Annotated in this window: 11 protein-coding genes; 8 read left to right on the plus strand and 3 right to left on the minus strand. The window is 72.4% G+C overall.

Translation table 11 applies throughout. The annotated features are described in order from the left end of the window. Window positions 1-15: 15 nt before the first annotated feature. The 5 genes from ACFVUT_RS04505 to ACFVUT_RS04525 all read left to right on the plus strand — a co-directional run bounded on the left by ACFVUT_RS04505 (window position 16) and on the right by ACFVUT_RS04525 (window position 7,546). Window positions 16-1,203 (plus strand): ATP-binding protein, encoded by a 1,188-nt coding sequence (locus tag ACFVUT_RS04505; RefSeq protein ID WP_389647041.1) that lies wholly within the window; start codon window positions 16-18, stop codon window positions 1,201-1,203. Window positions 1,204-1,401: 198 nt separating this feature from the next. Continuing rightward, window positions 1,402-2,529: a phenylalanine--tRNA ligase subunit alpha gene (gene pheS / locus ACFVUT_RS04510; protein WP_389647044.1), complete on the plus strand. Its 1,128-nt coding sequence runs from the start codon at window positions 1,402-1,404 to the stop codon at window positions 2,527-2,529. Further along, the gene (gene pheT / locus ACFVUT_RS04515; protein ID WP_389647046.1) at window positions 2,529-5,081 is read left to right on the plus strand and encodes a phenylalanine--tRNA ligase subunit beta; all 2,553 of its coding nucleotides are present in this window, start codon (window positions 2,529-2,531) and stop codon (window positions 5,079-5,081) included. The genes pheS and pheT overlap by 1 nt, the downstream gene beginning before the upstream one ends. Window positions 5,082-5,431: 350 nt before the next feature. Continuing rightward, on the plus strand, window positions 5,432-6,781 hold the full coding sequence (locus ACFVUT_RS04520; RefSeq protein ID WP_389647050.1) for a transcriptional regulator: 1,350 nt from the start codon (window positions 5,432-5,434) through the stop codon (window positions 6,779-6,781). A 234-nt stretch (window positions 6,782-7,015) separates the two neighbouring features. Then, complete coding sequence (locus tag ACFVUT_RS04525) at window positions 7,016-7,546, plus strand: NUDIX domain-containing protein (protein ID WP_389647053.1); 531 nt, start codon at window positions 7,016-7,018, stop codon at window positions 7,544-7,546. 69 nt (window positions 7,547-7,615) lie between these two features. Here ACFVUT_RS04525 and ACFVUT_RS04530 read toward each other — a convergent pair whose 3' ends face one another. After that, the gene (locus tag ACFVUT_RS04530; RefSeq protein WP_389647056.1) at window positions 7,616-8,476 is read right to left on the minus strand and encodes a 3-hydroxybutyryl-CoA dehydrogenase; all 861 of its coding nucleotides are present in this window, start codon (window positions 8,474-8,476) and stop codon (window positions 7,616-7,618) included. A 213-nt stretch (window positions 8,477-8,689) separates the two neighbouring features. Between ACFVUT_RS04530 and ACFVUT_RS04535 the strand changes: the two genes are divergently transcribed. Next, window positions 8,690-9,955, plus strand: a complete 1,266-nt coding sequence (locus ACFVUT_RS04535; RefSeq protein WP_389647059.1) for a glycoside hydrolase family 10 protein — start codon at window positions 8,690-8,692, stop codon at window positions 9,953-9,955. Window positions 9,956-10,195: 240 nt separating this feature from the next. Here the strand turns inward: ACFVUT_RS04535 and ACFVUT_RS04540 are convergent, their stop codons facing one another. Beyond that, window positions 10,196-10,408, minus strand: coding sequence for a DUF1918 domain-containing protein (locus tag ACFVUT_RS04540; protein WP_389647062.1), 213 nt, complete (start codon window positions 10,406-10,408; stop codon window positions 10,196-10,198). Window positions 10,409-10,494: 86 nt separating this feature from the next. Next, window positions 10,495-11,433 (minus strand): DMT family transporter, encoded by a 939-nt coding sequence (locus ACFVUT_RS04545; RefSeq protein WP_389647064.1) that lies wholly within the window; start codon window positions 11,431-11,433, stop codon window positions 10,495-10,497. Here ACFVUT_RS04545 and ACFVUT_RS04550 point away from each other — a divergent pair. Both ACFVUT_RS04550 and ACFVUT_RS04555 read left to right on the plus strand, forming a co-directional pair. Next, a complete protein-coding gene (locus ACFVUT_RS04550; RefSeq protein WP_389647067.1) occupies window positions 11,432-12,901 on the plus strand; it encodes a PLP-dependent aminotransferase family protein in 1,470 nt (489 codons plus the stop codon). The two genes, ACFVUT_RS04545 and ACFVUT_RS04550, sit on opposite strands and share 2 nt — an antisense overlap. Before the next feature lie 131 nt (window positions 12,902-13,032). Continuing rightward, window positions 13,033-13,608 carry a histidine phosphatase family protein gene (locus tag ACFVUT_RS04555; protein ID WP_389647069.1) on the plus strand — a complete coding sequence of 192 codons (576 nt, stop codon included), beginning with the start codon at window positions 13,033-13,035 and terminating at the stop codon, window positions 13,606-13,608. Window positions 13,609-13,645 lie beyond the last annotated feature (37 nt).

The raw sequence follows: 13,645 nt of genomic DNA on the forward strand, positions 1-13,645 counted from the left end.
GGTGGGGTACGGGATATGGCTGTCGGCATGAGCAGGCCGCGCGGGACGCACGCGGCCGTCGTGCGCGCCGACGAGGGCCCCGGCCCGGCGGGCGGACCGGCCGACGCCCAGGGCATCCGGCCCGCCGATACCCAAGCCCTCCGGCCCGCCGACGCGGCCGTGGATCCCGATGACCTCCCGGACGGCCTGGTCATCGCCGACGCGAGCGGCCGGGTCGTCTGCTTCAACTCCGCTGCGGCCCGGATCACGGCCGTTCCCCGGGCCGCCGCTCTCGGCCGCCCCCTGGAGCACGTACTGCCGCTGGAGGACCTCAAGGGCCGCCGCTGGTGGGCCCTGACCGATCCGTACGGCGGCCTCGCCACCCGGGTCGGCCAGCCGGAGCGCAATCTGCTGCTGCCGGGCGGTCGCGAGGTCCTGGTCTCCGCACGATACGTACGCGAACACCCCACCGGCCCCGTACGACGCCTGGTCGTCTCGCTGCGCGGCACCGAGGCCCGCCGCCGCACCGAACGCAGCCACGCCGAGCTGATCGCCACGGTCGCCCACGAGCTGCGTTCCCCGCTGACCTCGGTCAAGGGCTTCACCGCGACCCTCCTCGCCAAATGGGAGCGGTTCACCGACGACCAGAAGCGCCTGATGCTGGAGACCGTCGACGCCGACGCGAACCGCGTCACCCGGCTCATCGCCGAACTGCTCGACATCTCCCGGATCGACTCCGGCCGGCTGGAGCTGCGACGGCAGCCCGTGGACCTCTCCGCCGCCGTCGAACGCCACGTCCAGGCCCTCACCGCGAACGGCCAGACCCCCGACCGCTTCCTCGTACGGACCTGCCAGCCGTTGCCCCGGGTGTGGGCCGACCCGGACAAGGTCGACCAGGTGCTCGGCAACCTGCTGGAAAACGCGGTGCGCCACGGCGAGGGAACCGTCACCATTGAGGTCGCAGCCGCACCGGCGAAGAGCGACGAGAAGGGAACGGCCGTCACCGTGAGCGACGAGGGCCCCGGCATCCCCGAGGAGTCGATGGGCCGTGTCTTCACCCGTTTCTGGCGGGGAAGCAAGCGCGGCGGCACGGGCCTGGGCCTCTATATCGTCAAGGGCATCGTCGAGGCGCACGGCGGGACGATCACCGTCGGTCGCGGACCCGGCGGCGGCGCGGAATTCCGATTTATCCTGCCCGTGAGCGCGCCGGCCTACTTGAGCTAAGAGGGTGTGCGGAGCAATCGGGCAGGGTGGTGGTGGTCGACGGGAGGGCCTGAGCGGCCCACGGGCCTCCTCCACATCCTGTGACCTTTAGACTCGACCTTTGGCACCTTTGCGTGCTCCAGTCGTCGGGCGGGGCCGCGGGGGTCCGGGGTGTCCCCGGTTCAGAGCAGTATCAGCCAATCGGAAGCACGGGAAGAGATGTCGGCACCGAACAAGTCGTACGACCCAGTAGAGGTCGAGGCACTGAAACCGGAAGAGATCGAGCGCATGCGGGACGAGGCGTTCGCCGCTTTCGCCGCCGCCGGTGACCTCGACGCGCTCGCCCAGGCGAAGACCGCGCACACCGGCGGTACCTCGCCCCTGTCGCTCGCCAACCGCGAGATCGGCGCCCTTCCGCCGCAGGCCAAGGCAGAGGCGGGCAAGCGCGTGGGCCAGGCCCGCGGCGCTGTGAGCAAGGCCCTCGCCGCCCGCCAGGCGGAGCTGGAGGCCGAGCGGGACGCCCGCGTGCTGGTCGAGGAGGCGGTGGATGTCACGCTGCCCTACGACCGCACCCCGGCCGGTGCCCGCCACCCGCTGACGACCCTCATGGAGCGCGTCGCGGACGTCTTCGTGGCCATGGGCTACGAGGTCGCGGAGGGCCCCGAGGTCGAGGCGGAGTGGTTCAACTTCGACGCCCTGAACTTCGTGCCCGACCACCCGGCCCGGCAGATGCAGGACACCTTCTTCGTCCGCGGTGCCGACGGCGCCGACACCGACGAGTCCGGTGTCGTGCTGCGCACGCACACCTCGCCGGTCCAGGCCCGCACCCTGCTCGACCGCGAACCCCCCGTCTACGTCGTCTGCCCCGGCCGCGTCTACCGCACCGACGAGCTCGACGCGACCCACACCCCGGTCTTCCACCAGATCGAGCTGCTCGCCGTCGACGAGGGCCTCACCATGGCCGACCTCAAGGGCACCCTCGACCACATGGTCCAGGCGCTCTTCGGCCCGGACATGAAGACCCGGCTCCGGCCGAACTTCTTCCCGTTCACCGAACCGTCCGCCGAGATGGACATGGTCTGCTACGTCTGCCGCGGCGCCTCCGTCGGCAACCCGGACCGCCCCTGCCGCACCTGCGGCAGCGAGGGCTGGATCGAGCTCGGCGGCTGCGGCATGGTCAACCCCAAGGTGCTCATCGCCTGCGGTGTCGACCCCAAGAAGTACAGCGGATTCGCCTTCGGGTTCGGCATCGAACGGATGCTGATGTTCCGCCACAACGTCGAAGACATGAGAGACATGGTCGAGGGTGACGTCCGGTTCACCCGGCCGTTCGGGATGGAGATCTGATGCGCGTCCCGCTTTCCTGGCTGCGGGAGTACGTCGACCTGCCGGCGACGGAGACCGGCCGTGACGTACAGGCCAAGCTCGTCGCCGTCGGTCTGGAGGTCGAGAGGGTCGAGCAGATCGGCGCCGGCCTCAAGGGCCCGCTGGTCGTCGGACAGGTACTGACCATCGAGGAGCTGGAGGGCTTCAAGAAGCCCATCCGTTTCTGCACGGTCGACGTCGGCAGCGCCAACGGCACCGGCGAACCGCAGGAGATCGTCTGCGGAGCCCGCAACTTCTCCGTCGGCGACAAGGTCGTCGTGGTCCTCCCCGGCGCCGTCCTGCCCGGCGACTTCGCGATCGCCGCGCGCAAGACGTACGGCAAGACCTCGCACGGCATGATCTGCTCCACCGACGAGCTCGGCATGGGCGACGACGGCACGCACGGCATCATCGTGCTGCCGCCGGAGCACGAGGCCGGTTCCGACGCCATCGAGCTGCTCCAGCTCGTGGACGAGGTCCTCGACATCGCCGTCACGCCCGACCGCGGCTACTGCCTGTCCCTGCGCGGCGTCGCCCGTGAGACCGCCATCGCGTACGGGCTGCCGCTGCGCGACCCGGCCCTCCTCGACGTGCCCGCGCCGAACGCGTTCGGATACCCGGTCAAGATCGCCGACCCGATCGGCTGCGACAGCTTCACCGCGCGCACCGTCGTCGGTCTGCAGCCCGAGGCCCGCTCGCCGATCTGGATGCAGCGCAGGCTGCAGAAGGCCGGGATGCGCCCGATCTCGCTCGCCGTCGACATCACCAACTACGTGATGCTGGAGCTCGGCCAGCCCCTGCACGCCTACGACCGCACGCGCGTCGACGGGCCGATCGGGGTGCGCCGCGCCCAGCAGGGCGAGAAGCTCACCACCCTCGACGGCACGGTCCGCGTCCTGGACGCCGAGGACCTGGTCATCACCGACAACCGCGGGCCGATCGGCCTCGCGGGCGTCATGGGCGGCGCCAACACCGAGATCGCCGATGCCCAGGACGGTGCGCACAGCACCACCGAGGTCGTCATCGAGGCCGCGCACTTCGACGCGCTCTCGATCGCCCGGACCGCGCGCCGCCACAAGCTGTCCTCCGAGGCGTCCAAGCGCTTCGAGCGCGGCTCCGACCCGCAGGCCGCCGCTGCCGCCGCCCAGCGCACCGTCGACCTGCTGGTGCTCCTCGCGGGCGGCACCGCCGAGGCCGGGGTCACCGGGATCAGCGCCCCGTCCGCACCCCGCACCATCGTGATGCCCGCCGACCACCCCGACCGGGTGGCCGGTGTCACGTACGGCCGCGAGACCGTCGTGCGCCGCCTCCAGGAAGTCGGCTGCGACGTCTACGGGCAGGACGAGCTGACCGTCACCCTGCCGTCCTGGCGCCCCGACCTCGGCGAGCCGAACGACCTCGCCGAAGAGGTCATCCGCCTGGAGGGGTACGAGAACCTCCCGTCCACCCTCCCGACGCCGCCGTCCGGCCGCGGTCTCACCGACCGCCAGCGGCTGCACCGCAGGATCGGCCGGGCGCTCGCCGGAGCCGGTTACGTCGAGGCGCTGAACTACCCGTTCATCGGCGAGGCCGTGCTCGACCAGCTCGGGCTCGACACCGACGACGCCCGCCGCCGCACGGTCGACCTCGTCAACCCGCTCTCCGACGAGGAGCCCTCGCTGCGCACCACGCTGCTGCCGGGCCTGCTCGGCGCACTGCGGCGCAACGACGGCCGGGGCAGCCACGACCTCGCGCTCTTCGAGACCGGCCTGGTCTTCCGTCCCCAGGCTCTCAGCGTCGTCCGAGCAGGGGAGACCCCACTGACCGGCGCCGGGGCGAAGGCCGTACGCCTGCCCGTCGACCGCCGCCCCACCGACGAGGAGATCGCCGGGCTCGACGCCACGCTGCCGCGCCAGCCGCGCCACGCCGCCGTCGTCCTCGCGGGCGCCCGCGAGCAGGCCGGCTGGTGGGGCAAGGGCCGCCCGGCCGACTGGGCGGACTCCATCGAGGCCGCCCGTACGATCGCCCGCGAGGCGGGCGTCGAGCTGACCGTCCGCAGCGACCAGCACGCGCCGTGGCACCCGGGCCGCTGCGCCGCCCTGTACGTCACGGTCAACGGCGCGGAGACCCTCTTCGGGCATGCCGGCGAACTGCACCCGCGCGTCATCAAGGCGCTGCACCTGCCGGAGCGCACCTGCGCCATGGAGGTCGAGCTCGACCTCCTGGAGCAGGCCGCCGACGGTGCGCTCCAGGCGCCCAGGATCTCCGCCTTCCCGGTGGCGACCCAGGACGTCGCGCTGATCGTCGCCGACAGCGTCCCCGCCGCCGAGGTGGAGCAGGCGCTGCGCGCGGGCGCGGGTGAACTCCTCGAATCGCTGCGGCTGTTCGACGTCTTCACCGGCGACCAGATCGGTACGGGCCGCAAGTCCCTGGCGTACGCGCTGCGCTTCCGCGCCGCGGACCGCACGCTGACGGTGGACGAGGCCACGGCCGCCCGCGACGCGGCGGTGGCCCTGGCCGCCGAGCGGACGGGCGCGGTGCTGCGAGGCGCGTGACGCCACGCGCACCCCACGCAGAAGGGAAGGGGCGTATCCGGGCGACCGGATACGCCCCTTCCGTGCTCGCCGAGCGGCACAGAACCGCTCACGGGCGCTCCCCGCGCCGTCCGCGCCGCCACGGAGTGCCGGGCAGGTCGGCGGAACGGACGGGGCGGGTACGGGTCGTCGACTGTACGAGGGGGAGCAGACGACCCGGCCGCCTCTTGCGAGGCGACTGATTCAACCGATCCGCGCACCGGCGCGACAGAGCGCGCGACGGGACGGTTCGGGCATTGCGTTCACACCCCGTGTGAATCGTGCTCCACTGGTGCGACACGCCTCGGCGTGCCGGACCACCGGAGGGGCACATGGGGGCAACGGAGCCCAACATTCTGCTGGCCGCCCTGATCGAGGAGGCGGGCGTCTCCCGGGCGGGCCTCGCCGCGCACGTCAACCGCGCCGGCCGCTTCCGCGGACTCTCCCTGCGCTACGAACACACCGCGGTGGCCCGCTGGTTGAAGGGGCAGCGCCCGCGCGGCCAGGTGCCGGACCTGATCTGCGACGTGCTCGGCACCCGGCTGAACAGGCCTCTTTCGCTGGACGACATCGGCATGGCCACCGCGGGCGCCGACGCCTGCACGCCCGCGTCCACGCTCACCGGGTTCGTCGAGCGGGCCACCGCTCTGTGGCGCTCCGACCACCAGCAGCGCCCGCACATACTCGCCTCGGCCGCCGTCACGGGCACCACCGCGGTGATGCCCGTCTGGGAATGGGAGAACCCGCCGGAGGACGCCGACGTCTCCCGCAGCGGCACGAACCGGGTCGGGACGGCCGACATAGTGATGCTGCGCGCGGCCCGTGCCCACTACGAACTGATGTACCGCAGGGCAGGCGGAATCGCGACCCGTTCCCGCATCGTCGGCTTCCTCAACACCGAGACCGCACCGCTGCTGCGCGGCGGCTACAGCGACGCCGTGGGGCGCCAGTTGCACCGGGCGGCGGGCGGACTGGTGGCCGTCGCGGGCATCTGCGCCTACGACGCGGACGCGCACGGCCTCGCCCAGCGCTACTTCCACCAGGCGCTGCGGCTGGCCAAGGCGAGCGGGGACCGGGGGCTGGGCGGCTATGTGATCGCCCTGCTGGTCAACCAGTCACTGTTCCTCGCCGACTACCGGCAGTCGGTGGCCTTCGCGCAGGCCGCGCTGCGGGCCGCCGGCCCGCACATCACTCCCGCGCTGGCCGCCGATCTGTACGCGATGCAGGCCAAGGCATACGCGCGCATCGGCGACGCCGGAAGCGCCCTGGGATGCATCCGGCGCGCGGAGGCGGAGGCCGAACACATCCGGCCGGGCCACGAACCCGACGAGACGGGATACGTACAGCCGGGCCTGGTCGACGTGCAGGTGGCCGAGGCCCTGCTGAGCCTCGGCGATCTGCCGGGGGCCAGGGAGCACGCGGCGACGGCCGTGGGGGCCCCGGCGCACGACCGCGGCCGGGTGCACCGGCTCGCCATACTGACCCATATCGAGCTGCGCCAGGGCGAGGCGGACCGGGCGGCGGCCACGGCCGTGGAGATGGCGGAGCGGGCCAGGGGCATGGAGTCGCAGCGGCTGCGCGACCGGTTGCGCGCGGTCCGCGACGACCTGCGCGCGAGCGGCTGCGCGGACGCGGGGCGGGCCGCCGAACTGATCGACGGCGGGCTGCGCGTACCGCTGTGAACGTGAACGCGAACGCGCGGTGCGTGAACGCGAAGGTGAACGTGAACGCGCTGTGCGTGAACGGGCGGTGCCTGAACGGGCGGTGCCTGAACGCACTGTGCGTGCGCCGCTGTGCGGGCGCGGGCTGCGCACGCGTATCCGCCGCGCATGCGTACCCGGCGCTTCCGGTACGTTCCCCTCTGGTCCCGCTCCTGCTGCGATGTTGCCACCAACGTGTCGGAAGGTGGCAAAACTGTGCAGTGGGCGAACCTGAACGAACAAACTGTGTATGAGAACCGCTGGTTCCGGGTCAATCTGGCGGACGTGGTCATCCCCGACGGCCGCCATCTCGACCACTACCTCATCCGGCTGCGCCCCGTCGCGGCGGCCACCGTCGTCAACGAGGCCAACGAGGTGCTGCTGCTCTGGCGGCACCGGTTCATCACCGGCAGCTGGGGCTGGGAACTCGCCGCCGGGGTCGTCGAGGAGGGCGAGGACGTCGAGGCCGCCGCCGCCCGGGAGATGGAGGAGGAGACCGGCTGGCGCCCCGGTCCGCTGCGTCCGCTGCTGACCATGGAGCCGTCGAACGGCCTCTCCGATGCCCGGCACCACTTCTACTGGGCCGAGGAGGCCACCTGGACCGGCCACCCCGGCGACGACTTCGAGTCCTCGCGCCGCGCGTGGATACCGCTCAAGAACGTGCCCGGCCTGATCGCCCGCGGCGACGTTCCGGCCGCGGGCATGGTGGCCGGGCTGATGATGCTCCATCACTTACGTCTGGGATGAACCCCCCGAACCGCGAACGGGGCCGACCGGGGGTCTCCCGGCCGGCCCCGCAGGGGCACGAGCGACGGATCAGGCGTACGGGTAGAAGCCGGAGCCCGTCTTGCGGCCGAGCCGGCCCGCGTCCACCATCCGCTGGAGCAGCGGGGGAGCGGCGTACAGCGGCTCCTTGAACTCCTCGTACATCGAGTCGGCGACCGAGGCCACGGTGTCGAGACCGATCAGGTCGGCGAGCTTGAGCGGGCCCATCGGGTGCGCACAGCCGAGCTCCATGCCGTTGTCGATGTCCTCACGGCTGGCGATCCCCGACTCGAACATCCGGATCGCGGAGAGCAGATACGGAATCAGCAGCGCGTTGACGACGAAGCCGGAGCGGTCCTGGGCGCGGATCGGGTGCTTGCCGAGGATGTCCTGCACCAGGGCCTCGGAGCGCTTCACCGTGTCGTCGGAGGTCGTCAGCGCGGGGATCAGCTCGACGAGCTTCTGCACCGGGGCGGGGTTGAAGAAGTGGATGCCGATGACCTGGTCCGGGCGCGAGGTCGCCACGGCCAGTTTCACCAGCGGGATGGAGGAGGTGTTCGAGGCGAGGATCGCGTCCTGCCGGGTCACCACCTGGTCGAGCACCTGGAAGATCTCGGTCTTGACCTGTTCGTTCTCCACGACGGCCTCGATGACGAGATCGCGGTCGGCGAACTCTCCGAGGTCGGTGGTGAAGCTCAGACGACCCAGCGTCTCGTCCCGCTCCTCCGGAGTGATCTTGCCGCGTTCGGCGGCTTTCGAGAGGGAGTTGTGCAGCCGGGTGCGGCCGATCTCCAGCGCCTCACCGGTGGTCTCGGCCACCATGACCTCAAGACCGCTGCGGGCGCACACCTCCGCGATTCCCGCGCCCATCTGGCCGCAGCCCACCACCCCGACGCGTGCAATGTCGGCCATAGTGTCCGTCACCTCGTGCCTTTCGCTGTCCGTGTCGCAGGATCCCGTCTGATTCCGGTGCCCGCCCCGACCCCCCGACGTTACTCCGGGACCTGCGGGTCATCGCGGGCCGGGGCGGGCATGCTCTGCGTTGCGCCCTGATGCGGGAGCGACGGACGAGGACAGAGAGACGGCAGGTGCAACGAAATGCGGCAAATGGCCAGAAGAGGCTTTGTGACGAGTGCGGCTGCGGTGGTCGCGGGGGTGGTGAGCACCCTCACCATGGCCGGTGACGCCGTCGCGGCTCCGCACCGGCGGGACGGTTCCGGGCGGACGGACGCGGCGCCGGGCGGGGGCGGTCACCGTGTGGAGCGGCGCGAACTGCGCGGCCTGTGGGTCGCCACCGTCGCCAACCTCGACTGGCCCTCGAAACCCGGACTGACCGCGGCCGCGCAGCAGGCCGAGCTGATCGCCTACCTCGACGAGGCCGTCGACCGGCGGCTGAACGCCGTGATCCTCCAGGTCCGGCCGACCGCCGACGCGTTGTGGCCCTCGCCCTACGAGCCGTGGGCCCAGTACCTCACCGGAGTGCAGGGCAAGGACCCCGGCTGGGATCCGCTGGGCACCGCCGTCCGGGAGGCGCACCTCCGCGGTCTGGAACTGCACGCCTGGTTCAACCCGTACCGGGTCGCCAACCACACCGATCCGTCCCGGCTGGTCGCCACGCACCCCGCCAGGCTGCACCCCGACTGGGTCCTCCCGTACGGCGGGAAGCTCTACTACAACCCCGGCATCCCCGAGGTCCGCCGCTTCGTCCAGGACGCGATGCTGGACGCGGTCCGCCGCTACGACATCGACGCCGTGCACTGGGACGACTACTTCTACCCGTATCCGGTCGCCGGGCAGGTATTCGACGACGACGCCACGTACGCGAAGTACGGCGCGGGCTTCCCGGACAAGGCCGCCTGGCGGCGCGACAACACCGACAAGCTGGTGCGCGAGACGGCCGAGCGGATCAAGAGGACCAAGAAGCACGTCCGGTTCGGGATCAGCCCGTTCGGTGTGTGGCGCAATGCCGCGACCGACCCGCTCGGCTCCGACACGAAGGCGGGTGTGCAGACGTACGACGATCTGTACGCCGACACCCGCGGCTGGGTCCAGAAGGGCTGGATCGACTACATCTGCCCGCAGATCTACTGGAACATCGGCTTCGAGGCCGCCGACTACGCCAAGCTGCTGCCCTGGTGGGACGAGGCCGTCCGGGGCACGGGCGTCGATCTGTTCGTGGGAGAGGCGCTCTACAAGGCCGGTGACCCCGCCCAGCCCGCCGCCTGGCAGGACCCGGCCGAACTCTCCCGCCACCTCGACTTCGCGGCCTCCTACGACCAGGTGCGCGGCCACGTCTACTTCTCCGGCAAGGACGTGGTCACGGACCGGATCGGAACCATGGCGCGGGTGGTGGCCGACCACTACCGCACCCGGGTGCGCCCACCCCGCTGACATCGAGGTGCGCCCACCTTGCGGACAGCCGAACGCGTCCTCCGCCGTGACAGAAGAAAGCGCGCCCACCCCGCTGTGACAAAAGAAAGCGCCCCACCCCGCCGTGACAGCAGCAGACGCGTCCACCCCGCCGTGACAGAAGAAGCGGAGTGGACGCACCGGTGGCCCGGGCGGGCCGCCGACCTGTCGGCCCGCCCGGGGAAGCCCGGGAACGAGGTGGTCGCCGTCCGCCGGAGGCCGCTACCGGGTCTCCGGCGCCTGCTTCCGCACGTGGCTGTGCTGGACGACGCTGTCGGGTCCGGGCGAAATCAGGTGTTCGTGTCCGTCCTCGAAGCGGACGCGGAACGGGGGAGTGCCCCCGGCCCCGAGCACTTCGACGATCTCTGCAACACGGTCGTGCTGTCCCACGGTCCTGCCGTGCGTCAGCAGCCGGTCGCCCGCGTGTGCCTCCATCGGGAGTGACCTCCTCACGGGTGGCGGTCCTTGTCGACAAGTCTATGACCGAAAGGTGACTTCGCCCGGCGGGAGGACAGGGGTTCTCACCCCGGGCGCCGGGCGCGCCCCGCCCGCTGGGTGACCGCGATGCAGACGAGCACCGCGACCGCCGCCACCGGCGCCGCCGTCGAGACCTCCTCGCCGAGCAGGAGGAACGACCACACCAGGGTCAGCAACGGCTGCGCGAGCTGGAGCTGGCTGGCCCGCGGCACCCCGATCTCCGCCATCCCGCGATACCAGACGTACAGGCCGAGGAAGGTCGACCCGGCAGCCACCCACACCAGACCGATCACTCCGTGCGCGGTCATCCGCACCGGCTCCGAGGGCAGGGCGACGGCCGCCCCCGCGACCGCGAGCGGCAGGGCGAGGACCAGCGCCCAGCCGACCACCTGCCAGCCCGGCATGAACCCGGCCAGCCTGCCGCCCTCGGTGTACCCCGCCGCGCACACCAGCAGCGCACCGAAGAGATACGGATCGCCGCCGGACAGCGCGCCGCCGCTCTGCTGCACGGTGAACGCGATCACCACGGCCGCCCCGGCGAGCGAGGCGATCCAGAAGGCGCGGGGCGGCCGGGTCCTGGTCCGCAGCGAGGAGAACACCGCGGTGGTCAGCGGCAGCAGTCCCACGACCACGGCGGCGTGCGAGGTCGTCGACGTCCGCAGCGCCAGCGTGGTCAGCAGCGGGAAGCCGACCACCACGCCCGCGGCGACGACGACGAGCCCGGGCCGGTGCCGGCGTTCCGGCACCGGGACACGCCCCACCAGCAGCGCAGCCGCCGCGATCGCCGCGGCGAGCAGGGTGCGCAGCGCCACCAGCGACCAGGGGCCGAAGCTTTCCAGGCCCCAGACCGTGGACGGGAACGTGAGCGAGAAGGCGACGACGCCGAGACCGGCGAGAGCGACGCCGCCACGGTCGGCCGCACCGGTCGTCGAGGAACCGACCGCTATCGAGCTATCGGCAGTAGCGCTATCTTTGACTTTCATGCAAGAGCGTAGCAGCGTGGCTGAACTCGTCGATTCCCTCCGTGCGGAAGTGAACCGCTACTCACCAGGTGGAAAGCTGCCGTCGAGTCGTGCCCTCGTGGAGCGCTTCCGCGTCAGCCCCGTCACCGTCTCGCGGGCCATCGCCCGGCTCGCCGCCGAGGGACTCGTCGTCACCAGGCCCGGCTCCGGCGCCTTCCGGGCGGGCCTCCGTACCGATGTGCCCGCGCCGGGCGACACCTCCTGGCAGGAGATCGCTCTCAGCGGCGACGGCGGTCCCGAAGTGGTGCCGCGCACCGTCGACGCCTCCGGAGTCCTGGTCACGCTCGCCGCACCGCCGCCCGGCGTCATCGAGCTCAACGGCGGATACCTCCACTCCTCGCTCCAGCCGGAGCGGGCGCTCGCCGCCGCGCTCGCCAGGGCCGGCCGCCGCCCCGGTGCCTGGGACCGCCCGCCCACCGACGGGCTGACCGAGCTGCGTGCCTGGTTCGCCCGGGAGATCGGCCCCGCGCTCACCGCCGCCGACGTGCTGATCACCGCGGGTGGTCAGAGCGCGCTGGCCACCGCACTGCGCGCCCTCGCCCCGCCCGGCGCCCCGGTCCTGGTCGAATCTCCCACCTACCCGGGCATGCTGGCCGTCGCCCGTGCCACCGGACTGCGGCCCGTGCCGGTACCCGTCGACGCCGACGGCGTACGCCCGGAGCTGCTGGCCGCCGCCTTCCGGGCCACCGGCGCCCGCGTCTTCGTCTGTCAGCCGCTCTTCCAGAACCCCACCGGCGCGGTGCTCGCCCCCGAACGGCGGGGCGAGGTCGTGCGGATCGCCCGGGCGGCGGGAGCCTTCGTCGTCGAGGACGACTTCGCGCGCCGCCTGGTCCACGACGACGCCGGGCCCCTGCCCGCACCCCTGGCCGCCGACGACCCCGACGGCGTGGTCGTCCATGTCTGCTCCCTCACCAAGGTCACCTCGCCCAGCCTGCGGGTGGGCGCGCTCGCCGCCCGCGGTCCGGTACTGGAGCGGCTCCGCGCCATTCAGGTCGTCGACAGCTTCTTCGTGCCCCGGCCGCTCCAGGAGGCCGCGCTCGAACTGGTCGGCTCCCCGGCGTGGGGCCGGCACCTGCGTTCCGTGTCGACCGAGCTGACGGACCGGCGCACCGCCATGACGACGGCCCTGCGCCGGGAACTGCCCGCCCTCGCACTCCCGTACATCCCCGCGGGCGGCGGCAACCTGTGGCTGCGGCTGCCGGAGGCGGAGTCGGGCACGGACGAGTCCGCGGTGGTCTCGGCGGCGCTGCGCGCGGGCGTGGCCGTCGCACCCGGCCGCCCGTACTTCTGTGCCGAACCCCCGTCCCCGCAGATCCGGTTGAGCTTCGTCGCGGTGGCCGGGCCGACCGAGATCGCCGAGGGGGTCCGCCGCCTGCGCACCGCCTGCGACGAGGTCCTGACCGGCCACGGGGATCACCTCCGGCCATGAACCGGGACACCGAGCGGCGGGCTTCGAGCCACCGGGGACCGCACAGCCGGACGCGGTCCGGGTCCGGCTGTGCCGCCGGTGTGTGCGATGCCCTCTTGACCCGGGTGGCGTCGGCATCCACGATCACCGCCATGACTGTTCGAGTCTCGCTCGTCGCCGCGGCACGCAGCTCCGCCCTGCTCGCCGAGCGCTTCGACGACGACCGGCCGCTCGACCACGCCGGTTGGCACGAGGTGCAGCTCGCCGCGCACGCCCTGGCTCCCCTGGGCGCCGCCGAACTGCGCTACTGCTCACCGACCCCGCGCAGCCGTGCCACCGGCGAGGCGCTGGGGTACGCCCCGCTCGTCCAGCTCGCGCTGCGCGACTGCGACATGGGCCGCTGGCGCGGCCATACCCTCGCCGATGTCACGGCATGCGAACCGGCGGCCGTCGATGCCTGGCTCGCCGACCCGCGGTCCGCGCCGCACGGTGGTGAACCGCTGCTCGCCTTCATCTCGCGGATAGGGGGCTGGCTGGACACCCGCCCCGCGTGCGACGGTGCCATCGTCGCCGTAGCCGAACCGGCGGTCGTCCGGGCCGCCCTCGTCTACGCGCTCAAGGCCCCGCCGCCGACGTACTGGAACGTCGACGTCCGTCCGCTGTCCACAGTCACCCTCAGCGGCATGCCGGGCCGCTGGAGCCTCAGGCTCGAAGCGGCAACCCGCTGACCGGCCGCCCCCGGCGCCGTACGGGGCACGGCGACGG

The sequence above is a fragment of the Streptomyces sp. NPDC058051 genome, assembly GCF_042885475.1.
Classification (GTDB): domain Bacteria; phylum Actinomycetota; class Actinomycetes; order Streptomycetales; family Streptomycetaceae; genus Streptomyces.